The organism is Pandoraea sp. (genome assembly GCF_004297875.1).
In the GTDB taxonomy this organism is placed as follows: Bacteria; Pseudomonadota; Gammaproteobacteria; order Burkholderiales; family Burkholderiaceae; genus Pandoraea.
Map to the genome: position 1 here is coordinate 260,461 of NZ_SCSK01000006.1, position 23,527 is coordinate 283,987.

Below are 23,527 nucleotides of genomic sequence, written 5' to 3' on the forward strand. Positions count from 1 at the left end.
GCAGGTAGCGTGGCCAATAAATGGAAGCCTTCCGCAAACACATGCCGGAAGGCTTCCACAGGCTCCACATAAGCCCAGGCGTGGTATCGTTGCCAGCCTCACCAGCGGGCGATCCACCCCGCGTCGCTCACAGGTGCGACGCATTCAGGTCTTCCAACCTGAACCGTTCACGGAAACGCCGGAATAGCGGGTTCGACGCCCTCCATATCGGCTTCCGGATGATGGTCGCGCAGCATCTCGCTGATCTCCCGCACGCGCCCGCTCGGCACATCCACCATCAATAAAATCATGCCGCGCGCGAGCGCGGGTTGAAACTGCTTGAGCCGCGAGTTGGGCACGGAACTGCCGATCATGCTCGATACCCAGGCGCCGAACAACGACCCGAGCGGACCGGTGATGATCACGGTCTCCCACTGCGGCCCCGTGCCGACGATTGGATAGAGCGCCGCGACCGCGCCCACGGCAAGCCCGCATAATCCGCCGATCACAAGGCCGGCTTCGGCGGCGTGAACGATATCCGACGTCTGCAGCAAATTGGCTTCATGCAGACCGCTCAAATCGGCCCCTTCCCTGGCAACGAAATGAATGTGCCTCTCTTCGACGCGCGCCAGCAGCAAGTCACGCATCGTCTGCTGCGCGCAGGTGAGGTCAGGAATCAGGAAATATATTCGTTTGCGCATGGCGCTTCCTCCTACCCCCGGTCGCCCAAAGCTATTTTTATTTTCCGTTATTTGAGTTTTAGACCATCCCGGACTCGAGTGCAAGCGCCGCAGGCCGGTCAGCTGGCCCTAGCATAAACCACGCCAAAACTGCGGCGCCACTTCAAACGCGGCGCTTCTGGAAGGCGTTGCGATGCGCATCACAACAGAAATATAACGGCGTGCCGGCATTTCCCGACGGCGTGATCGAGCGTGCCTCGCTGGCAGGCAAATAGACGCCGCATTCATCGCATCGCACCATTTTCTCCGCCGGCGGCAAAGGGGTGCGCTGTTGCGGGCGATTCGTTTCCGGACGGCTTTCGTTGCGGCGCAAATACCAAGAGCCCAGAATCAGTATCAGCAATACGATCAATATCGTGCGCATTGTCTTCAACCTCCCGCAGCCCGATTCAGCAGGACTTCGAGCACAAAGCGAGTTCCGATATAAGCCAACAGCAGCGACACAAATGAGACCAGCACCCAGCGCAGTGCGGTTTTACCGCGCCATCCATACCAGCGCCGCCCGGCCAATACCGCGCCGAACATCAGCCAGGAGATCACCGCAAATACGTTCTTGTGATCGAACTTGGCTGGCTCCCCGAAGAGTTCCTCAGAGAATATTGCTCCCGAGACCAAAGTCAACGTCAGCAACACGAACCCGGCAGTGATCATGCGAAACAGCAGCTTTTCCATCGTCAGCAACGGTGGCAGCGTGTCGAACCAATGCGACAGCCAACTCGACGGCGGCTCGCTGCCTTGCACCGGATGCAGATGACGCTCGGCGGAGATCATCAGCAAAGCGTGCAGAGCTGCCAGCGCGAACAACCCGTAGGCCATGTTTGCAATCACGAAGTGCAACTTAAACATCGGATTGGCCGCGAATGGCAAAATCCGGTTGTCGTGGAAAACCAACGGCATCACACTCGCCAGGCAAGCTGCCGGCGTCACCATGAGACGCACGCTGTCGATGCGGAAGAAGTAGCTCTCGATCCAGTAAATGCCGGCGGATAACCAGAGCATTGCCGATAGCGCATAGGCAAAACCAAAATGCATGCTGTCCGCACGGAAAATCGTTTGATGCAGCAGCACGCCGTGAGTCACCAGCGCGGCCAGCAACGCGGCGCGGATCACGCCGTCAGCGCTGGAGCGCGCGCCGCGCGTGAGGGTTCCGCCGCCGGTCGACGCCGCCTCGCGGCAATAACGGTGCCACGAGACGAGCGCAAGGCCGCCATACAGAACCACCGTCAACGCATACAGTAAAATAGTCATATTCGGAGTTTACACTAGGCCTTCGTGGCCGCGCCCGGGACACAGGAACTTTTCATGCTCGACAATCTTACCCAACGGATGGCGCGCGTCGTCAAGACGTTGCGCGGCGAGGCCCGCCTGACTGAAGCCAATACCCAGGAAATGCTGCGCGAAGTACGACTGGCATTGCTTGAGGCGGACGTCGCACTGCCCGTGGTCCGCGAATTTATCGCAAAGGTCAAGGAAAAGGCGCTTGGCGAGGAGGTCCTGGCCAGCCTCTCGCCAGGACAGGCGCTGGTTGGCGTGGTGCAGCGCGAGCTCACCGCCATCATGGGCGGAGATTACGAAGGCAAGGCCGCCGAGCTCAATTTCGCGACGCAGCCGCCGGCGATCATCCTGATGGCCGGTCTGCAAGGCGCAGGCAAGACCACCACCGTCGGCAAGCTGGCCAGGCTGCTGCGCGAGCAGAAAAAGAAGGTGCTCACCGTTTCGTGCGACGTCTACCGCCCGGCCGCGATCGCCCAGCTCAAGACGGTCACCGAACAGGTCGGCGCCGATTTCTTCCCATCCGAGCCCGATCAAAAACCGGTCGACATCGCGCTGGCCGCCGTCGATTGGGCCAAGAAGCATTTCCACGACGTCGTGCTGGTCGACACCGCCGGCCGTCTTGGCATCGACGAGGCGATGATGCAGGAGATCAGCGCACTGCATGCCGCCCTCAAGCCGATTGAGACGCTCTTCGTGGTCGATGCGATGCTCGGCCAGGATGCGGTGAATACCGCACGCGCCTTTAACGAAGCGCTGCCGCTGACGGGGGTGGTGCTGACCAAGCTCGACGGTGACGCCCGGGGCGGCGCGGCGTTGTCGGTGCGCCACGTCACCGGCAAGCCGGTCAAATTCGTCGGCGTTGGCGAGAAGCTCGACGGTCTCGAGGTGTTTTATCCGGCGCGCATGGCCAGCCGCATTCTCGGCATGGGAGACATTCTCGCGCTGGTCGAGGACGCGCAAAAGGGTGTCGACGTTCAAGTCGCCAAGAAGCTGGCTGAGAAAGTCAAAAAAGGCGGCGACTTCGATCTGAACGATTTCAAATCCCAGATCGCCCAAATGAAGAAAATGGGCGGCCTGTCCAATCTGATGGATAAGCTGCCGGCACAATATCAGGCGGCGGCGAGCCAAGCCAATATGGATCAGGCCGAGAAACAGGTGCGTCGCATGGAGGGCATCATCAACGCCATGACGCCCGCGGAGCGCGCCAAGCCGGAAATCATCAAGGCCAGTCGCAAACGGCGTATTGCGGCGGGCGCCGGCGTCCAGGTTCAGGACGTCAACCGCATGCTCGGGCAATACGAGCAGATGCGCGGCATGATGAAAAAACTCAAGGGTGGCGGTATGATGAAAATGATGCGGGGCATGAAAGGCATGCTGCCCGGCATGCGCTAGAACGTCCTCCCACAACTCACGCCCGCGCCCAATGAACCGAGACGAAGCCCAGGACATTTTTCGCAACTCTGAAGAAATCGTCACCGCCGGGGAGGTCCTGACCTCGGTCGAGCGCATGGCAAACGCCATCAAAAGCGCCATCGGCGAAGAGTTTCCGCTGGTACTGTCGGTTATGGGCGGCGCCGTGGTATTCACCGGCATGCTCTTGCCGAGACTCGATTTTCCGCTCGAGTTCGACTACATTCATTTGAGCCGCTACAACAACACCACCACGGGCGGAGCGATGCAGTGGCGCGTGGCGCCACGCGACTCGGTGCGCGGCCGCGCCGTGCTGGTGCTGGACGATATCCTGGACGAAGGCGCCACTATGGCGGCTATTCGCGAGCGCATCCTGGACATGGGTGCCACGGCGTTCTACTGCGCGGTGCTCTGCGAGAAAGTGCTGAACAAGCCGAAGCCGATTCACCCCGATTTCTGCGGGTTCACCGTGCCGGACCGCTACGTATTCGGTTGCGGGATGGATGCGAAAGGCTATTGGCGCAACTTGCCAACGATTCGCGCCCTGAGCTGACCGGTGCCCACCCGCTGACGCACACGATGGCGTCAGCGGGTCAGGCGCCGATGACGGCGTCACACGGCCTTGGCCGCGCGGATCTTGCCGGTCACTACCGACACCACCTGCTCGATGGTCAACAATTCCGCCTGCGTATCGCGCCGGCCCTGGTATTCGATCTTGCCCTCTTTCAGGCCGCGCTCGCCGATCACCAGCCGATACGGTACCCCAATCAGCTCCCAGTCGGCGAACATGACGCCCGGGCGCTCGCCGCGGTCATCGAGGATCACGTCGATATCTTCGGCCAGCAGCGCCTCGTAAAGACGATCAGTCTGCGCGCGCACGGCCTCGCTACGGTCATATCCCATCGGGCACAACACCACTTCGAACGGTGCGATCGACTCCGGCCAGATAATGCCCCGGTCATCGAAATTCTGCTCGATCGCCGCGCCCAGAATACGCGTGACCCCGATACCGTAGCACCCCATCACGATCGGTTGAGGCTTGCCGTTTTCGCCGAGAAACGTCGCGTTCATCGCGTCGGAGTATTTGGTGCCGAGCTGGAATACGTGGCCAACCTCGATACCGCGGCACATGCTCAACACGCCCCGACCGTCGGGCGACGGATCGCCCGGCACGACGTTGCGCAGATCGGCCACTTCTGGCTCGGGCAGATCGCGGCCCCAATTCACGCCGGTATAGTGGAAATCGACCTCGTTGGCACCGCAGACGAAGTCGCTCATATTCGCTACCGTGCGGTCGACCAGGAGCTTGACCGGCTTCCTGGTCTGGATCGGCCCCAGATAACCCGGAGGCGTGCCGAACCACTCGACGATCTCGGCTTCCGTGGCAAAACGGAATCCGGCCAGACCCGGTACTTTGCTGGCCTTGACTTCATTGAGCGCATGATCGCCGCGCAGCAGCAGCAGCCAAATATCCTTGCCATCGTCGCGGTCGACCGCGAGCACGATCGACTTGACGGTGCGTTGCAGCGGAATATTCAACAGTTCGGCCACCGCCTCGCACTTGGCCTTGCCCGGCGTGGGCGTCTTGCACAGCGCCTCGGCGGGAGCCGCGCGATTGGCCAGCAGCGGCAGCGCCTCGGCCTGCTCGACGTTGGCGGCGTAGCTGGAGTCGGCGCAATAGGCAATGTCGTCCTCGCCGGTTTCCGCGATCACATGGAATTCATGCGAGCCCGATCCGCCGATCGACCCGTTATCGGCGGCCACAGCGCGGAAATGCAGGCCCAGGCGGGTAAAAATCCGCACGTAGGCGTCATACATTTTTTGGTAGGAAACCTGCAGGCCGGCGGCATCCTTATCGAACGAATAGGCGTCTTTCATGATGAACTCGCGCCCGCGCATCACCCCGAAACGCGGCCGGATTTCGTCGCGGAATTTCGTTTGAATCTGATAGAAATTGACCGGCAGTTGCCGATAGCTCTTGATTTCGCGGCGTGCAATATCAGTCACGACTTCCTCGTGTGTCGGCCCGACGACGAAATCACGATCATTCCGGTCTTTGAGACGTAGCAGCTCGGGCCCGTATTGTTCCCAGCGGCCTGATTCCTGCCATAGTTCGCCGGGCTGCACCGCCGGCATCAGAAGTTCGATTGCTCCAGCCCGGTTCATCTCCTCGCGCACAATCGCCTCCACCTTTCGGATCGAGCGCAGGCCCACCGGCATATAGCTGTAAATGCCACCGGCCGCGCGCCGGATCATGCCGGATCTGACCATCAGCTGATGGCTGACGATTTCCGCATCAGCGGGAGCTTCTTTGAGCGTGGCGATAAAGAATCGAGAGGCTTTCATGCAAGGTTTCCAGGACGAAAATAAGCGGCAAGGGCCGAGACTAGCGCCGCCACCGCTATTATCTGTTTATAATCGAAGCAATTTTAAAGGATTAAAAGGTGGTTGTATGCTGGACCGTGAAGGCTTTCGGCCTAACGTCGGCATCATCCTCTTGAACGCACACAATGAGGTATTCTGGGGCAAGCGGCTGGGCGAGCATTCCTGGCAGTTCCCGCAAGGCGGCATCAAGTATGGCGAAACGCCAGAACAAGCCATGTACCGAGAACTGCACGAGGAAACCGGCCTGAAACCAGAGCACGTCAAGATCATCGGTCGTACTCGCGACTGGTTGCGTTACGAGGTGCCCGACAAATTTATCAAGCGTGAAGTGCGCGGCCATTATCGCGGACAAAAGCAGATCTGGTTTTTGCTCCGCATGGTCGGGCGAGACTGCGATATCTGTCTGCGCGCAACCGCTCATCCGGAATTCGATGCCTGGCGATGGAACGAATATTGGGTGCCGCTGGACGCCGTGATCGAATTCAAGCGCGAAGTCTACCAGATGGCGCTCAATGAGCTGTCACGCTATCTGCGCCGCAATCCGACCCATCATCAGTACGACCGACACCGGCCGCCCCGCGTGCAAGGTAAAACCACTCACGAGGGCTGACGCCATCAGGCGCCAGCCCATTTCTCGATCCCGCACTGTCGATTCATGAAAATTCGCTCCGCTCGCCTCATCCCAACCGTGCGTCCTGTCCCGGCACTGCTTTGGCTCGGCACTGCCTTGGTCATCTCCTCCGCCGCGCTGGCGCAACCGAGCCCCGGTCCGGGCCCTGGCTACGACGAGTACATGGCCAAGAAGGCAATTGCCGACAAATGGCAGGAAGGGCCCTACACCTTGCCCGCAGCGCCGAAGGACAGCGACCTCATTATCTACACGGTGCCCAACGGGTCGCGCGATCTGAATTATGCGATCGACGCCAAATCAGTGTCGGTCGGCAAGGACGGCGTGGTGCGCTTTACCTCAGTCATCCGCAGCACGCAGGGTGCGCGCAACGTTACTTTCGAGGGCATCCACTGCAATACCTTCGAGTATCGGATCTACGCGGTTGGCCAATCCAATGGCACATGGTCAAACGCACGGGGCAGCCACTGGCAGGTGATCAATGGTTACGGCCCCACGGCCTACCAGAGCGCGCTTTACAACGACTATTTTTGCGACAACAAGATGGTGACCGGATCGGCTGCGGATATCGTGCAGAACATGCGCTATCCGGACAGAATCAAAAAGCCGGAATAATCACGCGCTGCGCCGCTGGCGCCCGACAGGCCGTCGGCGGTACGTGCTACAGCAGCACCAGATTGTCCCGATGGATCAGTTCCGCCGCGTGAACGAATCCCAGGATCGACTCGATCTCGCTGCTCGCGCGTCGGCGAATCAGACGCGCTTCCGAGCTGCTGTAATTGCTCAAGCCTCGGGCAATTTCGTGGCCGGCCTCATCGACGCAGGCGATCACCTCGCCGCGCGCGAAGTTGCCCTCGACGCTGACCACGCCGATCGGCAGCAGGCTTTTTCCTTCCTCACTCAATTTCTTGCTGGCGCCGGAGTCGATCACGACGCGCCCGCGCACTTGCAGGTGGTCGGCCAGCCATTGCTTGCGAGCCGTCAACCGGGCCGTCTTGGCCAGTAACTGCGTGCCCACCGCCTCGCCTGCAGCCAGGCGCGCCAGGACATTCGGTTCGCGGCCGGAGGCGATCACCGTGTGCGCACCGCTTTTCGCACTGCGCTTGGCCGCCAGAATTTTGGTCAGCATGCCGCCGCGCCCGATACTCGTGCCGGCACCGCCAGCCATTGCTTCAAGCGCCTCGTCGCCCGCCACGGCCTCCTTGACCAGCTCCGCGGCCGGATTTTTTCGAGGATCGGCGGTGTACAGGCCAGCCTGATCAGTCAGGATAATCAAGGCATCGCCCTCGATGAGATTTGCCACCAGTGCGCCGAGCGTATCGTTGTCACCGAACTTGATTTCGTCGGTCACCACGGTGTCATTTTCGTTGATGATCGGCACGACCCCCAGACCGAGCAGCGTCAACAACGTCGAGCGGGCATTCAGGTAGCGCTCCCGGTCGGCCAAATCGCCGTGGGTCAGCAAAATCTGTGCGGTTCGAATGCCATGCTCGGCGAACCGCGTCTCATAAACCTGCGCCAACCCCATTTGTCCCACTGCGGCCGCTGCCTGCAGCTCGGGCAGTTCGCGCGGCCTGCGAGTCCAACCGAGGCGCTGCATCCCCTCGGCGATCGCACCGGAGCTCACCAGAACCACCTCCTTGCCCGGCCTGCCGTCGCCACCTTTGCGCAGTGCCGCGATCTGCTCCGCCCAGCGCGCGATGGCAACGTCATCGAGCCCCCGCCCGTCATTGGTCACCAGGCTCGAACCAACTTTCACCACGAGCCGTTTGGCATCAGCGATGACAGAACGCATGGTCTTACTCTCTTCGATAGGAGTTATTCAGCGGGATCGGCTTCGCCCTGCCCGTTGTCGCGAAAGCGGGGATCACGCGCGGCTTCCTCGATGGCATCATGCTCGGCATGACGCTGCGAGGCCAGATAATCGTAAATCGCATAACAGAGCAGGTCGCAACCCGCTCGAGTCAGCGCGGAGATCTCGAACACCGGGCCATGCCAGTCGAAGCGCTTGACGAATTCCGCCACACGCGCCGCGCGCTCGGCTTCCGGCACCATGTCGAGTTTGTTCAAAACCAGCCACCGCGGCTTTTCGTAGAGCGCCTGATCGTATTTTCGCAGCTCGTTGACAATCGCACGCGCCTCGGCCACCGGATCCACGGTGTCGTCGAATGGCGCAAGATCGACCAGGTGCAGCAGCACGCCGGTGCGCTGCAGATGGCGCAGAAACCGGTGCCCCAATCCGGCGCCTTCGGCCGCGCCTTCGATCAGCCCGGGGATGTCGGCAATGACGAAGCTCTTGCCCGCGCCCACGCGCACCACGCCTAGATTGGGGTGCAGCGTCGTGAACGGATAGTCGGCGATTTTGGGCCGCGCGTTGGATACTGCGGTAATAAAGGTCGATTTACCGGCATTGGGCATGCCTAGCAGCCCGACGTCGGCCAATACCTTGAGTTCGAGCTTGAGCATGCGCTGCTCGCCGGGCTTGCCGTCGGTCTTTTGCCGGGGCGCACGGTTCGTGCTCGACTTGAAATGAAGGTTGCCCAAGCCCCCGGCACCGCCCTTGGCCAACAGCACCACCTGACCATGCTCAGTCAGATCAGCGATCACTTCGCCGGTATCCAGGTCGGAGACAATCGTGCCGACAGGCATGCGCAGCGTAATATCCTCGCCTCCCTTGCCGTAGCAGTCGGAACCGTGACCATTCTCGCCGTTGCGCGCTTGATGCTTCCTGGCATATCGGTAATCGACAAGTGTATTGATATTGCGGTCGGCCACCGCGAAAACACTGCCGCCGCGTCCACCGTCGCCGCCGTCCGGACCACCAAAGGGCACGAATTTCTCGCGGCGGAACGACGCCGACCCATTGCCGCCGTTGCCGGCGACAACTTCGATACGCGCTTCGTCAATGAACTTCATGGCATCGTCCCGCTAAAACCTGTTTCAAAATTTTCTTTCCCACTGTGCCAGCGCACGACCGCACCGCGCCACCGAAACCGACCAGCCAAACAAAAAAGGCCCCGCAGCGATGCGGAGCCTTTTGGTCGGCAAAAGGCGGGGTCAGGCTGCCGGGACCACCGTGACCACGTGTTTCTTGGCTGCGCCCTTGATGGCGAACTGCACGTGTCCATCGGTCAGTGCATAGAGCGTGTGGTCCTTGCCGATGCCGACGTTTTCGCCAGCATGCAAGCGCGTACCACGCTGCCGCACGATGATGCTGCCAGCGTTGATCGCCTGGCCGCCATAAACCTTCACGCCGAGCCGCTTCGACTCGGAATCGCGGCCGTTACGGGACGAACCGCCTGCTTTCTTATGTGCCATGGTTTGACTCCTTTCCTTGCACGCGTATCGATTAAGCCACGATGCTGTCGATGCGCAGCTCGGTATAGTTCTGGCGATGACCCTGATGCTTCTGGTAGTGCTTGCGGCGGCGCATCTTGAAAATCTTCACCTTCGGATGACGGCCTTGGGCAACCACGGTTGCCTTGACGGAAGCCCCACTCACCAAGGGTGCGCCGAACTGGATCGATTCACCTTCGCCCACTGCGAGCACTTGGTCGAGCGTGATTTCAGCGCCAATGTCTGCCAGTATCTGTTCTACTTTCAGTTTTTCGCCGGCGGCAACCTTATACTGCTTGCCGCCAGTTTTTATGACTGCGTACATTGCGAACCTCACTCATAAACAAGAATTTTTCGCGCGAACGCACGAAAACGCGTGATTATACAGAGATTTCCCTTTGCCGTCAAAGACTTCCGCCGATTCCCCCTGTCTCTTGCCGGCGCACGCCAAGAGACGCCGCTCCACTATATAATTTGGACGTTTTTTCGCTCTCCCTGACTTTCGACCTTGACTGCTCCGACCCCCTCACAGAATCCGCTGGCGATCATTGCCGATGACATGCGTCGAGTGGATCATGTGATCCGTGACCGCCTGGCCTCGCAAGTCGTCCTGATCAATCAGATCTCCGAGTACATCATCAGCGCCGGCGGCAAGCGCCTTCGACCAGCCCTGCTGCTGCTGGCAGCCGGCGCTCTGGACGTCAAGACGCCGCACCGGCATGAACTCGCCGCGGTCATCGAATTCATTCACACCGCGACGCTGCTGCACGACGATGTGGTCGACGAGTCGGATCTGCGGCGCGGCAAGAAAACAGCCAACGCCCTCTTCGGTAACGCAGCGTCGGTGCTGGTGGGCGATTTCCTTTATTCCCGGGCTTTCCAGATGATGGTCGGGGTCGACAACATGCGCATCATGCAGATCCTGTCGAACGCCACCAACGTGATTGCCGAGGGCGAGGTGCTGCAGCTGCTCAATATGCACGACCCGGATGTCGACGAGGTCCGCTATTTGCAGGTCATTCGCTACAAGACAGCCAAGCTGTTCGAGGCCGCCACGCAGATTGCCGCAGTGCTGGCCGGCGTCGACGCCGCAACGGAATCCGCCCTGGCCGAGTTCGGCGGCCGCCTGGGTACGGCGTTCCAGTTGATGGACGATTGGCTCGATTATGCCGGCAGCAGTGATGCGATGGGCAAGAACGCCGGCGACGATCTGCGCGAAGGCAAGCCGACGCTTCCGCTGATTCATGTAATCCAGCACGGCACCCCCGAGCAGCAGGCGATGGCCAAGGCCGCAATCGAGCATGGCGGCGTCGAGAATTTCCAGGCCATCCTCGACGCCGTGATGCAAACCGGCGCGCTTGATTACACGCTGCGCCGAGCCGAACAGGAGGCTAACGCCGCAGCCGCAGCAATTTCTTTTCTTCCCAGTTCCCCTTACAAAGAAACTTTGCTAGAATTATGCTCTTCTTCAACGGCGCGCCGATCCTGAGCGCGCCGTTGTCTTCGGGGTGTAGCTTAGCCTGGTAGAGCGCTACGTTCGGGACGTAGAGGCCGGAGGTTCGAATCCTCTCACCCCGACCAGATTTTCAGTGTTTTGAATTGCCGACGTCGGTTGTTTGTTCGGCGAATTCCGTAAAGCGGCTTGGGTATGTATATCCCAGGCCGTTTTGCTTTTTCGCGTCTGCTATAGTTTCAGCCAATACAACTTAAGCGCCCTTGGGCGCAACACGCCGCTTGGAATCCCTTCCGTTATGGGCGCAACTCGGCGCCATCGTCCTGCTGCTTTGCGTTTCAGGTTTCTTTTCGATTTCGGAAACCAGCATGATGGCGCTCAACCGCCACCGTCTCAAGCATCTGGTCAAGACGGGGCGGCGTGGCGCCCGCACGACGCAGGGCTTGCTGCAGCAAACCGAGGAATTGCTCAGCGTGATCCTGATTGGCAACAACGTGATCAACACGGTGCTGCCCGTGCTCACTACCTCGATCGCGCTGCGCTACTTTGGCAATGATGGCATCGTCCTATCGATCGCCACCGCACTCATCGCGTTCCTGATCATCGTGTTTTGCGAGATCGGCCCTAAAGTAGTCGGCGCAACCTATCCGGAGCGCATCGCACTGCCGGCCAGTCTGGCGATCAAGCCGCTGATGCGCGTTACTCAGCCGTTCGTCTGGGCCGTCAATCTACTGGTCAGGACACTGCTGCGTCTGATCGGCATCGATACGCGCAAAGCGTCCGCAGAGCAGCGCATGAGCACGGAAGAGCTGCGCACCCTGGTGCTGGAGGCGGGCAATTACATGCCCACCAAACACCGTAGCATCCTGCTGAATTTGTTCGACCTGGAGAATATCTCCGTCAACGACGTCATGATCCCCCGCGCCCGTATCGAGGCGCTTGATTTATCGGCTCCGCTCGAGTCGATCCTGCAGCAGCTCGAAACCTGTTACCACAATAAACTGCCGGTCTACGAAGGCGACATCGATCGCATCGTTGGCGTGCTGCATGTGCGCAAGACCCTGAGCGCCCTGCGCCACCATGAAGATCTCAGCATCGATACGCTGCGCGAGCTGCTCACCGATCCCTACTTCATCCCGAGCGACACCCCTGCGTTCCGCCAGTTGCAATACTTTCAGGAAAACCATCAGCGAATCGGGCTGGTGGTCAATGAATATGGCGAGGTCGAGGGACTGCTGACGACGGAAGACATCATCGAAGAGTTGATCGGCGAATTCACCACGAGTATCCCGGGCCTCGCCAGCGGTCGCTCGGGCTGGAGCGATCAGGCCGAATGCCTGGTCGGTGGCGGCAGTTCGCTGCGCGACCTGAACCGGCGGCTCGGCCTGCATTTCCCGCTCACCGGCCCCAAGACGCTCAACGGCCTGATTCTGGAAGTGCTGCGAGAAATCCCTGAAGCCAGTATCTGCCTGGAAATCGACGGATGCCGGATGGAAATCGTGCAAATCGCCAACCAGGCGATCAAGACGGTTCGACTCTTCAAGCCGAAGCAGAGCCCAACCGGCGCTACCGGGCATTCGGCATAAATCGGAGTCGGCCCGATTTACACGCCGGGTCGCCACCGCCAGACTGGAGCGCCTCGCGATTCAGGCGTTGCCCATCAGCTGTCATGCCATTTCGTTGCCTTTACGCCGCTACCCAAACGCTCCCGTCTCCACCACTTGGCCTCGCGACCGACTCGCGCGACGAGCGCCATGAGTGATCCGCGAACCCTGTCGCGCCCGGCGCTCGACGACGGCACCCAAACGCCCGCCGTGCGTCTGCTCAACGACCTGTTGCAACGCTGCGCCGCCCAGGGAGCATCCGACATTCACTTCGAGCCCTATGAGCAGGTCTACCGGGTCCGCGCGCGGATCGATGGCGTGCTCCATGAGATCGCCACCCCCCCGAACGCTCTGCGCGACGCGCTGTCGACTCGGCTCAAAGTGCTCTCCCGGCTGGATATCGCCGAACGGCGACTTCCCCAGGATGGCCGCATGACGCTCACCGCAGCGGGACGCGCGATCGACTGCCGGGTCAGCACCTTGCCGACACTGTTTGGCGAAAAAATCGTCGTGCGCCTGCTCGACACCAGTGCAGCACAACTGGAAATCGGCGCCCTCGGTTACGAGCCCTCGCAATTGAGTCTTCTGAATACCGCAATACAGCGTCCCTACGGCATGATTCTGGTGACCGGGCCGACTGGCAGCGGAAAAACCGTATCGTTGTATGCGTGCCTGCGGCAATTGAACGCCCCCGATCGCAACATCGCCACGGTGGAAGACCCCGCAGAAATCCACCTCCCCGGCATCAATCAGGTGAATATCAACGAGAAAGCCGGCTTGACGTTCGCCACGGCGCTGCGCGCGTTTCTTCGTCAGGATCCGGATGTGCTGATGGTCGGCGAAATTCGCGATGCGGAAACCGCCGATATTGCGGTCAAAGCCGCGCAGACCGGTCATCTGGTCTTATCGACCCTGCACACCAACGACGCGCCGGGCGCCGTCACCCGACTGCTGAACATGGGCGTCGCCCCGTTCAACCTGGCCTCGGCGCTGTTGCTGGTCTCGGCGCAACGCCTGGTGCGCAAGCTTTGCGAACATTGCCGCGCACCGGCCGAACTGAGCGCCAACGTGTTAAGAGCAGCCGGCTTGCCATCAATCGCCGAAGGAAGTTCATCCGGGTATGGCTACCGTCCGGTCGGCTGTGACGCTTGCCTGGGCTCCGGGTACCGCGGCCGCACAGGCATCCATCAAGTGATGCCCACCTCGGAGGCGATTCGCCAATTGATGCTCAGTGAAGCCGGCACCCAGCAAATCGCGGCACAAGCCTGCCGGGAAGGTGCCGAGACTTTGCGGCAGGCAGGTCTGAAAAAGGTGATGCGCGGCGAAACCAGCCTTGAGGAAATCATCGCGGCCACTCATGCCTGAGACCCAACCGCTCAAGCAATTTTCGTGGATCGGCCGCGACGCGGCCGGGCAAGTCGCGCAGGGCCAGATCGAGGCGGCCGGCGAGGCGGCAGCGCGGGTATTGCTGCGCCAGCGTGGCATTCAGGCGATCACGCTGCAATCGCCACGGCCAGTGCGCGAGGCACGGCGATCGAGAGTACGCCGCCGGGACATCGCGTTCTTCACGCGCCAGTTGGGGACGCTGCTCAAAGCCGGCATTCCACTGCTGCCCGCGCTACGCGTCATCGGCCGAGGTCACGACAATCCGGGCTTCGCTCGTTTGATCGGTCAAATTCACGACGATATCGCGAGCGGTTGCGGGCTGGCGGATGCCTTCTTGCGACACCCGAAGCATTTCGACACGCTGTATTGCCACATGTTGGCCGCTGGCGAGCAGGGTGGCATTCTCGACGACATGCTCGAGCAACTGGCGATCTACCAGGAGAAAAACCTGGCGCTGCGCGGCAAGCTGCGCGCAGCCGCCACCTATCCCGCCGCCGTGCTGCTGCTGGCCGTCGGTATCACGATCGCCATGCTGCTGTGGGTCATTCCCGCCTTCGAAGACATGTTCTCCAGCTTCGGGGCCGAGCTACCGGCCTTGACCAAAAACCTCATCGCAGCATCACACGCGCTCGCCGACCACTCGCTCTGGCTCGGCAGCGGCGTCCTTGGCCTCGTTGCAGCGGTGTCGATCGGCTGGCGCCACTTTCCTTCGCTACGCAACCTCGCCGACCGCGTCTGGCTACGCATCCCGTTGTTCGGCGCAATTGCGCGGCAGGCGATATTGGCGCGCTGGAGCCGCACGCTCGCGACGTTATTTGCATCCGGCGTGCCGCTGGTCGATGCGCTCAGTGCGACAGCCGGCGTCTGCGGCAACATCATTTATGCCGATGCTACCCGGCAGATCCAGACGGCCATTCAGAGCGGCGCCGCGCTGACCCGCGCCATGACCGATAGCGCCTGTTTTTCCCCGCTCGTGCTGCAAATGGCCGCAATCGGTGAGGAATCGGGTACACTCGACCGCATGCTGATCAAGGTTGCGGACATTCTGGAAGATGAAGTCAGCCGTGCCGTTGCGTCCATGTCCACTCTCATCGAGCCGATCATCATCGTGACGCTCGGCGTGCTGATCGGCGGCATGGTAATCGCCATGTACCTCCCTATCTTCAAACTTGGCCAAGTCGTGTGATGCTTCACGAGATCGTTGAGCCCGTCTTGATCGACCGGTTGGCGACGCTGCCGCCGCCTTGGCGGTACGGTCTGGCTGGATTGGTCGGGCTGCTCATCGGCAGCTTTCTGAACGTTGTCATTCACCGCCTGCCGCGCATGCTCGAGCGTGCCTGGCAGGCCGAGCTTGAAGAACTTGGCGGCGGCACCCCCGGGCGCGTCCCGGTCCAAGCCGAACCGCCCTACAATCTGTGGCACCCGGGCTCTTCCTGCCCCGCCTGCGGCCATCGGTTGCGGCCATGGGAGAATATTCCACTGGTCAGTTTCATTATCCTGCGCGGCCGCTGCAGCGCCTGCCGGCAGGCGATTGCCCGACGTTACCCGGCGGTGGAATCGCTCAGCGCAGCCCTCAGCGTGCTGGTTGTGTGGCAGTTGGGTGCCACCTGGCAGGGCGTGGCCGCGCTTGGACTGACCTATGCATTGATCGCGCTGGCCTTTATCGACACCGACACGCAACTGCTGCCCGATTGCCTGACGCTGCCGCTGCTGTGGGCTGGCTTGCTATGTAATCTGGCGGGACTCTTCGTTCCTCTGCGAGACGCGGTACTGGGCGCGATGGGCGGCTATCTCAGCTTATGGCTGGTCTACTGGATATTCCGCCTGCTGCGCGGCAAGGAGGGCATGGGGTACGGCGACTTCAAGCTGCTCGCGGCATTGGGCGCCTGGCTCGGTTGGGCCGTGTTGCCTCAGATCGTGCTGATATCGTCGATCTCAGGCGCTGCGATCGGCATCGCCGCGGTGCTGACCGGGCGCCAGGCACGGCACGAACCGATACCGTTCGGACCATTTTTGGCCGCGGCGGGAATGCTGACACTGCTGACCGGCAACCTGGCCGGGCGCTGGCTGACAATCTAGAGGGCCCGTCCTTATGCTCACGATCGGCTTGACTGGCGGCATCGGCAGCGGCAAAACGACCGTTGCCGATCTGTTTGCCGCGCATGGCGTCGCAATCATTGATACCGATCTGATTGCACATCGCATCACCGCACCGGGCGGTGCGGCGATGCCGGCAATCCAGCTTGCGTTCGGCCCGACGGTCGTCGCACACGACGGCTCGCTCGACCGCGCCCGCATGCGCGCGCTGGCATTCTCCAACCCGCAAGCCAAAGCACGTCTGGAGACCATCACACATCCGTTGATTCGCGCTGAAGCCGAGCGTGAGGCCGCCGAGGCGGTCGGGCCCTATCTGATCTTCGTCGTTCCGCTATTGGTAGAGTCGGGCCGCTGGACCGACCGCGTCGACCGCGTGTTGGTCGTCGACTGCCCGGAGGCCGTGCAGATCGAGCGAGTCATGCGGCGCAACGACTTCACCCGCGACCAGGTGGAGGCCATCATGGCCCAGCAGGCAACACGCGAGGCGCGTCTGGCTGCCGCGCATGACGTGATCGTCAACGATGGCGCCACCGCCAGTCTGAACAGCGAGGTGAGCCGACTGCACGAGCGGTACCTCAAACTGGCCAGCGCCAAGCAGGATCGAGAGCGGGCCGGCGTCGATAACAGCTCACCGCCGCGATGAATGCGGATTGCACGTGCGAGGATTCCGGCATTAGAATGACGGCATCATAAAAGTGCAGCGATAACCCAAAGGCCAACGCGTTTGATTCTGTACGAATATCCGCTTAACGAACGCATGCGCACACTGCTGCGGCTGGAGGAGCTGTTCGGGCGATTCGCTTTTTTCCTTGACCAGGAGCATCCGCTGGAACACCATGCGGCGCTGATGACCCTGTTCGAAATCGCTGATATAGCGGGCCGCTCCGACCTGAAGTCGGAGCTTGCGAAAGAGCTCGAGCGCCAGCGCCAGACGCTGCTCGCTTATCGTGGCAATCCGGATATCGAGACCACCACGCTTGAAACCCTGCTGGGGGAAGTCGAGCGCTCGCTTGGCAACTTGAATCAGATTCCCGGCAAACCCGGCCAGCATCTGAATGACAATGAGTGGCTCTCCAGCATCCGGAGTCGCTCGGTGATTCCTGGCGGCACCTGTCGGTTCGATTTGCCCTCCTACTACGCTTGGCGTCACAACGTCGCCGAACAGCGTCGCGCAGACATCGCAAAATGGATGGCGCCACTCCTGCCGCTACGCGACGCGCTAACACTCGTGCTCGGCCTGGCTCGCGAATCCGGTCAAGCGAGCAAGGTGATGGCCCAGCAGGGCAGCTACCAGCAAATGCTGACGGGTCGCGTGTATCACCTGATGCAGGTCCGCGTGAGCCCCGAACTCGGCATGATTCCCGAGGCCAGCGCCAATAAGTACATGCTTTGGGTGCGCTTCACCAGCCAGGATGGCGACCTCAGGCCGCGCCCCGTAGACAGCGACGTGCCATTTTTGCTGACCTTGTGTAACCTTTGAGTTTTGACGGTTGAGCTAACCGATGGTCACGACTGTTGCTTGTCCCACTTGCGGGAAAAAGGTGGTGTGGCGAGCGGAAAATCGCTTCCGCCCTTTTTGTTCGGAACGCTGCAAACAAATCGATCTCGGCGCCTGGGCAACTGAAAAATACAGCATCCCGGCCGACGCGCCGGAAGATGTCCCCGAGGACGAGTCCCGCAATCCGCTGAACTGAAGCGCCTATATCGCGCGACGCGACCGGTCAGGCGGCCGTGCGTTCGTCCTGCAACCAAGCCAGCGCCGGCATCGCTGCCGGCAACAACGGTGCAAGCCCGACCGGCAGCGTCTGCCATGCCAGCGCCTGACCTTCCCGGCCATGTGGTTCGCCTTGCCATGCGGTGACCTTGCAGAAATGCAGGCGAACATAGGCATGCGGATAGTCGTGCTCCAATACCCGCCAGCGCTCGCTGACTTGCACGCTCACGCCCAATTCCTCCTGCAGCTCCCGCGCAAGGGCTTGCTCGACGGTCTCTCCGGACTCGAGTTTGCCGCCTGGAAACTCCCAATAGCCTGCGTACGGCTTGCCGGGCGGTCGCTGGCCGAGCAAGACCTCGCCGCTGGGCTTGATCATCACACCGACCGCGACTTCGGTGATCGGGCGCGCAGGCACCGAAGCGGATGCGATTGTATTCATTTCGAGGCGGCCAACGCCAGCGCGCGCTGCTTGCCGGCCCAGTCACGCGCAAACTGCCATGCGACCCGGCCCGACCGCGACCCGCGCTCGAGTGCCCAAATCAATGCGTCGTGCCGTGCGGCCGGTATGTCGGCCTCCTCGCAGCCAAAGTGCTGCAGCCAATGGGCGACGATCCCCAGATAATCGTCTTGCTTGAACGGATAAAAGCTGACCCACAGGCCAAAGCGCTCTGAAAGCGAAATTTTTTCCTCGACCACTTCCCCCGGGTGAATTTCCCCGTCGTCGGTATGGCGATAGCTTTCGTTATCGCGCATGTATTCGGGAAGTAAATGTCGACGATTGGAGGTCGCGTAGATCAGCACATTGTCCGACTGCGCTGCAATCGATCCGTCCAGCGCGGTCTTCAGCGCCTTGTAGCCCGACTCGCCTTCTTCGAACGACAAGTCATCGCAAAATACGATGAAGCGCTCCGGCCGTCCCGCGATCAGATCGACGATATCGCCCAGATCGACCAGATCATCCTTGTCGACTTCGATCAGGCGCAGCCCCTCGCTCGCATGCGCGTTCAAACAAGCCTTGATGAGCGACGACTTGCCGGTGCCACGCGCACCGGTCAGCAACACATTATTGGCGGGCTGCCCAAGAACGAATTGGTGCGTATTCTGTTCGATCAATTCCTTCTGCCGATCGATATTCTGCAGGTCGGTCAATGCGATCGTCGAGATATTTGCCACCGGCTGCAAATAGCCACGCCCTTGCTTCTTTCGCCAGCGAAATGCAACCGCGCGTGACCAGTCGACCTCCGGCACGGCCGGCGGAAGCATCGCTTCCAGACGCGCCATCAATGCGTCGGCGCGTTCCAAAATTCGCTCGAGATTATCCATGTGTGTTGTCCACGCGGCATCCATCGGACGCCGCCAAGCTCAGGATCGATAGTCCGCGTTGATGCTCACGTAGTCGTGCGACAGATCACAAGTCCAAATCGTCGCCTCGGCGGAGCCCCGCCCCAGCACCACGCGCACCTTGATCTCGCTTTGCTTCATCACCCGTTGTCCGTCCTCTTCGCGGTAATCGGGGTGCCGTCCGCCCTGGCGCGCCACCCAGACCTCATCCAGGTAAAGATCGATCTTGCTTACATCGAGATCGCCGACACCTGCGTACCCAATCGCGGCGAGGATCCGTCCGAGATTGGGATCCGACGCGTAAAAGGCCGTTTTCACCAACGGGGAATGTCCGATGGCGTAGGCGATTTTGCGGCACTCCTCGACGTCCCGCCCCTGCTCGACAGCAATGGTCATGAATTTGGTCGCGCCTTCGCCATCGCGCACGATCAACTGGGCGAGCTCCTGCGACAACGCCGTCACCGCATCGCGCAGCGCAAGGTATTCGGTCGACGTCGTGTCGGTGATTTCGGGCAATTCAGTCTGCCCAGTCGCGACAACCACGAAAGCGTCGTTGGTCGATGTATCACCGTCAATCGTAATCGCATTGAAGGAGCGGTCGGCGGCATATTTGACCAGCGCATCAAGCGGTGCTTGAGCGACCTTGGCATTGAGGGCCATAAAGCCCAGCATGGTCGCCATGTTCGGACGAATCATGCCAGCGCCCTTGCTGATGCCCGTCAGCGTAATCGCGTGCCCGCCGATCGTCACCGTGCGCGAGCCCGCCTTGGGCCGGGTATCGGTGGTCATGATGGCTTGCGCGGCATCGTACCAGTGCGCGGCGCCAAGGTTCGCGATCGCATGGGGCAAACCGGCGACCACGCGATCGATCGGCAAAGGTTCGAGAATCACCCCGGTGGAAAACGGCAGCACTTGCTCGGGGGAGACACCGAGCAGGTGCGCCAGCGCGGAGCACGTTTGGCGGGCGTTGGCCAACCCTTCGGCTCCGGTGCCGGCGTTGGCGTTTCCGGTATTGACGACGAGCGCGCGAACGCCCTGCCCGCCAGCTGCCTGTGCGAGATGCTCCTTGCTGACCGTGACAGGTGCGGCACAAAAGCGGTTGGTGGTAAACACGCCGCCGACACGGCTGCCGGGCGCCAGGCGCATGACCAGCAGATCCTTGCGGCCAGGTTTGCGAATGTTGGCTTCGGCCCAGCCTAGCTCAACCCCCGGAACGGGATACAGTTGCGCCGGATCGATGGTAGGAAAATTGACGGCCATGGTGATTTCGATCGCTTGCAGAAAATCCGATGAAAATAACAGGGCGCGCCATCTCGCGCGCCCACCCCTGCTTACCCCAACTTACCGTGGCAATGCTTGTATTTCCTGCCGCTGCCGCACGGGCAAGGATCATTGCGCCCGACTTTCGGCGCCATATGGCGAATCGGCTGCACGGCTGCCTGAGGCGGTGCGGCTTGGTCGCCAGCTGAATCGCCCGCCCCCTCCAGTTCAGTCACGTCAGCGTGCTTGAATTCAACATTTTCCAGATGGCTGACGCTCTCCTCGAACTGCTCGGACGCCTCTTCGAGCTCTTCCGCCGACTGGATGCGCACATTCATGATGATGCGCGTGACTTCGAGCTTGATGCCTTCGAGCAGTTGCGAGAACAGTTCGAACGCTTCGCGCTTGTACTCCTGCTTCGGATCCTTCTGCGCGTAGCCGCGCAGATGAATACCCTGGCGCAGGTGATCAAGCGCAGCCAGATGTTCGCGCCAATACGAATCCAGATTCTGCAACATCACCGAGCGTTCAAAGCCTGAAAAGGCCTCCCGTCCAACCTGCTCCACCTTGGCTTGGTAGGCAGCTTCGGCGGCTTGCACAACCTCCTGGCGCAACGCTTCCTCGTCAACGCTGTCCGATTGCTCGACGCGTTGGACCATTGGCAATTCCACCTGCCATTCGTCGCGCAGCACCGCCTCCAGCCCTGGCAGGTCCCATTGCTCCTCGACACTGCCCACGGGAATGTAGACCTGCGCAATGTCATGAAATACGCTTTGCCGCATTGCCCGGATAGTTTCCGAAATATCGGTCGCGGCAAGCAGCTCGTTACGCTGCTGGTAAATCACCTTGCGCTGATCGTTGGCGACATCATCGTATTCGAGCAACTGCTTGCGAATGTCGAAATTGCGGGCCTCGACCTTGCGCTGCGCCGACTCGATCGAACGAGTCACCATGCCGGCCTCGATCGCTTCGCCCTCCGGCATTTTCAGGCGCTCCATGATCGCGCGCACGCGGTCGCCGGCAAAGATGCGCAGCAGCGGGTCTTCCAGCGACAGATAGAAACGCGAGGATCCCGGGTCGCCCTGGCGGCCTGAACGACCGCGCAACTGATTGTCGATGCGACGCGACTCGTGCCGCTCGGTGCCAATGATGTGCAGGCCGCCGGCGGCCTTGACCTGCTCGTGCAGGCCCTGCCATTCGTCCTGCAGTTGCTGAATGCGGCGCTGCTTTTCGTCCTCCGGCAGCGCGCTATCTGCCTCGATCAGGGCCGCCTGCCGCTCGACGCTGCCGCCCAGGACAATGTCGGTTCCCCGTCCCGCCATGTTGGTGGCGATCGTGACCATTTTGGGGCGCCCTGCCTGCGCGACGATTTCCGCCTCGCGCGCATGTTGCTTTGCATTGAGCACCTGATGCGGCAGCTTTTCCTTTTTCAGCAGCTCCGACAGATACTCGGAGGTCTCGATCGACGTCGTGCCGACCAGCACCGGCTGCCCGCGCTCGTAACAATCGCGGATATCCTTGATCACGGCGTCGTAGCGCTCTTTCGACGTCTTGTAGATCTGATCCTGCCTGTCGATACGTTGCGACGGCCGGTTGGTCGGGATAACGACGGTTTCGAGCCGATAGATTTCATTGAATTCATACGCTTCGGTATCGGCCGTCCCGGTCATGCCGGCGAGCTTTTTGTACATCCGGAAATAATTCTGGAAGGTGACCGACGCCAGCGTCTGATTCTCGTGCTGGATCGTCACGCGCTCCTTGGCTTCGACGGCCTGATGCAGGCCCTCCGACCAGCGCCGCCCGGCCATCAGGCGGCCGGTGAATTCGTCGACGATGATAATCTCGTCGTTTTGCACCACGTAATGCTGGTCCCGATGGAACAGGGTATGCGCGCGTAAAGCCGCATAAACGTGATGCATCAGCGTAATGTTTTGCGCTGCGTACAGGCTATCGCCTTCGTTGATCAAGCCCCATTCGGCAAGAATTCGCTCGGCTTTTTCATGACCGCTTTCAGTCAGGAACACTTGCCGGGCCTTTTCGTCGAGCGTGTAATCACCCGGCTTTTCAATACCAGTCCCGTCGACCTTCTCCTCGCCGATCTGGCGCTCGAGATAAGCCGGCAAGGCGTCCATTTTCACGTACAGATCGGTATGATCTTCAGCCTGCCCCGAGATGATGAGTGGCGTTCTCGCCTCATCGATCAGAATCGAATCGACCTCATCGACGATCGCGAAATTCAGGCCGCGCTGGACTCGCTGCGAGACCTCGTAGACCATGTTATCGCGCAGGTAATCGAAACCGTATTCGTTGTTCGTCCCGTAGGTGATGTCCGCGGCATAGGCCTCCTGCTTCTGCGCATGCGGCATCTGCGACAAATTGATGCCGACCGACAGGCCAAGGAAGTTGTATAGCCGCGCCATCCATTCGGCGTCCCGCTGGGCCAGATAGTCATTGACGGTGACGACGTGAACACCCTTGCCCGACAGTGCATTGAGGTAGGCCGGCAAGGTCGCCACAAGTGTTTTGCCCTCGCCAGTGCGCATTTCCGCAATCTTGCCGTAGTGCAGCACCATGCCGCCGATCAACTGGACGTCGAAATGGCGCATCTTAAGCACGCGCTTGCCAGCCTCGCGGCAAACTGCAAACGCTTCGGGCAGCAACTGGTCGAGCGACTCACCCTGACTCACGCGTCCTTTGAATTCATCGGTCTTGGCTCGCAATTGCTCGTCGCTGAGCTTGACCATCGCGGGTTCGAGCGCATTAATGGCGGCGACGGTTTTCTGATATTGCTTGATCAACCGCTGGTTGCGGCTGCCGAATATTTTTTTGAGTAGACCGGAAGTCATCGGATCGCAGGATAAAGGAAACGGCGTTCAGCACCACCAAGGGCGCTGGGCGCGCCCCGGCAAGATGCCGACA

Annotated in this window: 23 protein-coding genes, 1 tRNA gene and 1 pseudogene; 13 read left to right on the forward strand and 12 right to left on the reverse strand. The window is 60.8% G+C overall.

The genetic code is table 11. The features are described from left to right. Window positions 1-167: 167 nt before the first annotated feature. From EPN80_RS03495 to ccsA, 3 genes are all read right to left on the reverse strand, one after another. The gene (locus EPN80_RS03495; protein WP_293023720.1) at window positions 168-680 is read right to left on the reverse strand and encodes a DUF1269 domain-containing protein; all 513 of its coding nucleotides are present in this window, start codon (window positions 678-680) and stop codon (window positions 168-170) included. Window positions 681-822: 142 nt separating this feature from the next. After that, window positions 823-1,083 (reverse strand): PP0621 family protein, encoded by a 261-nt coding sequence (locus EPN80_RS21080; protein WP_366469414.1) that lies wholly within the window; start codon window positions 1,081-1,083, stop codon window positions 823-825. Between the two features lie 5 nt (window positions 1,084-1,088). Continuing rightward, window positions 1,089-1,967, reverse strand: coding sequence for a cytochrome c biogenesis protein CcsA (gene ccsA, locus EPN80_RS03500; protein ID WP_293023723.1), 879 nt, complete (start codon window positions 1,965-1,967; stop codon window positions 1,089-1,091). A gap of 54 nt (window positions 1,968-2,021) precedes the next feature. Here ccsA and ffh point away from each other — a divergent pair, with 54 nt between their 5' ends. Both ffh and EPN80_RS03510 read left to right on the forward strand, forming a co-directional pair. Then, a complete protein-coding gene (gene ffh, locus EPN80_RS03505; protein WP_293023725.1) occupies window positions 2,022-3,386 on the forward strand; it encodes a signal recognition particle protein in 1,365 nt (454 codons plus the stop codon). 31 nt (window positions 3,387-3,417) lie between these two features. Next, window positions 3,418-3,957 (forward strand): hypoxanthine-guanine phosphoribosyltransferase, encoded by a 540-nt coding sequence (locus EPN80_RS03510; RefSeq protein ID WP_293023728.1) that lies wholly within the window; start codon window positions 3,418-3,420, stop codon window positions 3,955-3,957. A gap of 59 nt (window positions 3,958-4,016) precedes the next feature. Here EPN80_RS03510 and EPN80_RS03515 read toward each other — a convergent pair whose 3' ends face one another. Next, window positions 4,017-5,750: a proline--tRNA ligase gene (locus EPN80_RS03515; protein ID WP_293023729.1), complete on the reverse strand. Its 1,734-nt coding sequence runs from the start codon at window positions 5,748-5,750 to the stop codon at window positions 4,017-4,019. Between the two features lie 106 nt (window positions 5,751-5,856). Between EPN80_RS03515 and EPN80_RS03520 the strand changes: the two genes are divergently transcribed. Both EPN80_RS03520 and EPN80_RS03525 read left to right on the forward strand, forming a co-directional pair. Beyond that, window positions 5,857-6,399 carry an RNA pyrophosphohydrolase gene (locus EPN80_RS03520; protein WP_366469430.1) on the forward strand — a complete coding sequence of 181 codons (543 nt, stop codon included), beginning with the start codon at window positions 5,857-5,859 and terminating at the stop codon, window positions 6,397-6,399. Window positions 6,400-6,444: 45 nt separating this feature from the next. Then, window positions 6,445-7,032 carry a CNP1-like family protein gene (locus tag EPN80_RS03525; RefSeq protein ID WP_293023731.1) on the forward strand — a complete coding sequence of 196 codons (588 nt, stop codon included), beginning with the start codon at window positions 6,445-6,447 and terminating at the stop codon, window positions 7,030-7,032. Window positions 7,033-7,078: 46 nt separating this feature from the next. Here EPN80_RS03525 and proB read toward each other — a convergent pair whose 3' ends face one another. The 4 genes from proB to rplU all read right to left on the reverse strand — a co-directional run bounded on the left by proB (window position 7,079) and on the right by rplU (window position 10,078). Continuing rightward, on the reverse strand, window positions 7,079-8,212 hold the full coding sequence (proB, locus tag EPN80_RS03530) for a glutamate 5-kinase (protein ID WP_293023734.1): 1,134 nt from the start codon (window positions 8,210-8,212) through the stop codon (window positions 7,079-7,081). A gap of 23 nt (window positions 8,213-8,235) precedes the next feature. After that, on the reverse strand, window positions 8,236-9,333 hold the full coding sequence (gene cgtA / locus EPN80_RS03535; RefSeq protein ID WP_293023737.1) for an Obg family GTPase CgtA: 1,098 nt from the start codon (window positions 9,331-9,333) through the stop codon (window positions 8,236-8,238). A 141-nt stretch (window positions 9,334-9,474) separates the two neighbouring features. Then, complete coding sequence (gene rpmA, locus EPN80_RS03540) at window positions 9,475-9,735, reverse strand: 50S ribosomal protein L27 (RefSeq protein ID WP_293023740.1); 261 nt, start codon at window positions 9,733-9,735, stop codon at window positions 9,475-9,477. 31 nt (window positions 9,736-9,766) lie between these two features. Continuing rightward, entirely contained in the window at window positions 9,767-10,078 is a 312-nt protein-coding gene (gene rplU, locus EPN80_RS03545) for a 50S ribosomal protein L21 (RefSeq protein ID WP_047215885.1), read from the reverse strand. A gap of 183 nt (window positions 10,079-10,261) precedes the next feature. Between rplU and ispB the strand changes: the two genes are divergently transcribed. From ispB to yacG, 9 genes and pseudogenes are all read left to right on the forward strand, one after another. Next, the gene (ispB, locus tag EPN80_RS03550; RefSeq protein ID WP_293023744.1) at window positions 10,262-11,242 is read left to right on the forward strand and encodes an octaprenyl diphosphate synthase; all 981 of its coding nucleotides are present in this window, start codon (window positions 10,262-10,264) and stop codon (window positions 11,240-11,242) included. Between the two features lie 15 nt (window positions 11,243-11,257). Then, window positions 11,258-11,334, forward strand: a tRNA-Pro gene (locus tag EPN80_RS03555). A gap of 153 nt (window positions 11,335-11,487) precedes the next feature. Then, window positions 11,488-12,792: an HlyC/CorC family transporter gene (locus EPN80_RS03560; protein ID WP_293023748.1), complete on the forward strand. Its 1,305-nt coding sequence runs from the start codon at window positions 11,488-11,490 to the stop codon at window positions 12,790-12,792. 246 nt (window positions 12,793-13,038) lie between these two features. Then, a pseudogene (locus EPN80_RS03565) lies at window positions 13,039-14,175 on the forward strand (ATPase, T2SS/T4P/T4SS family); the annotation flags it as partial. Then, on the forward strand, window positions 14,168-15,382 hold the full coding sequence (locus EPN80_RS03570) for a type II secretion system F family protein (RefSeq protein WP_293023751.1): 1,215 nt from the start codon (window positions 14,168-14,170) through the stop codon (window positions 15,380-15,382). The pseudogene EPN80_RS03565 and the gene EPN80_RS03570, both read left to right, overlap by 8 nt. Continuing rightward, window positions 15,382-16,275: an A24 family peptidase gene (locus EPN80_RS03575; protein ID WP_293023754.1), complete on the forward strand. Its 894-nt coding sequence runs from the start codon at window positions 15,382-15,384 to the stop codon at window positions 16,273-16,275. The genes EPN80_RS03570 and EPN80_RS03575 overlap by 1 nt, the downstream gene beginning before the upstream one ends. Before the next feature lie 13 nt (window positions 16,276-16,288). Further along, window positions 16,289-16,936: a dephospho-CoA kinase gene (coaE, locus tag EPN80_RS03580; protein ID WP_293023757.1), complete on the forward strand. Its 648-nt coding sequence runs from the start codon at window positions 16,289-16,291 to the stop codon at window positions 16,934-16,936. An 81-nt stretch (window positions 16,937-17,017) separates the two neighbouring features. Beyond that, window positions 17,018-17,773, forward strand: coding sequence for a cell division protein ZapD (zapD, locus tag EPN80_RS03585; RefSeq protein WP_293023760.1), 756 nt, complete (start codon window positions 17,018-17,020; stop codon window positions 17,771-17,773). A gap of 22 nt (window positions 17,774-17,795) precedes the next feature. Beyond that, window positions 17,796-17,987 (forward strand): DNA gyrase inhibitor YacG, encoded by a 192-nt coding sequence (gene yacG / locus EPN80_RS03590; protein WP_062551246.1) that lies wholly within the window; start codon window positions 17,796-17,798, stop codon window positions 17,985-17,987. Window positions 17,988-18,014: 27 nt separating this feature from the next. On the opposite strand, the gene mutT is transcribed toward yacG, so the two are convergent. The 4 genes from mutT to secA form a co-directional block, all read right to left on the reverse strand. Continuing rightward, a complete protein-coding gene (gene mutT, locus EPN80_RS03595) occupies window positions 18,015-18,446 on the reverse strand; it encodes an 8-oxo-dGTP diphosphatase MutT (RefSeq protein ID WP_293023764.1) in 432 nt (143 codons plus the stop codon). Beyond that, window positions 18,443-19,330, reverse strand: coding sequence for an ATP-binding protein (locus EPN80_RS03600; RefSeq protein WP_293023767.1), 888 nt, complete (start codon window positions 19,328-19,330; stop codon window positions 18,443-18,445). The genes mutT and EPN80_RS03600 overlap by 4 nt, the downstream gene beginning before the upstream one ends. Window positions 19,331-19,369: 39 nt before the next feature. Further along, window positions 19,370-20,608: a bifunctional glutamate N-acetyltransferase/amino-acid acetyltransferase ArgJ gene (gene argJ / locus EPN80_RS03605; protein ID WP_293023770.1), complete on the reverse strand. Its 1,239-nt coding sequence runs from the start codon at window positions 20,606-20,608 to the stop codon at window positions 19,370-19,372. 71 nt (window positions 20,609-20,679) lie between these two features. Then, a complete protein-coding gene (gene secA / locus EPN80_RS03610; protein WP_293023773.1) occupies window positions 20,680-23,454 on the reverse strand; it encodes a preprotein translocase subunit SecA in 2,775 nt (924 codons plus the stop codon). Between the last annotated feature and the right edge of the window lie 73 nt (window positions 23,455-23,527).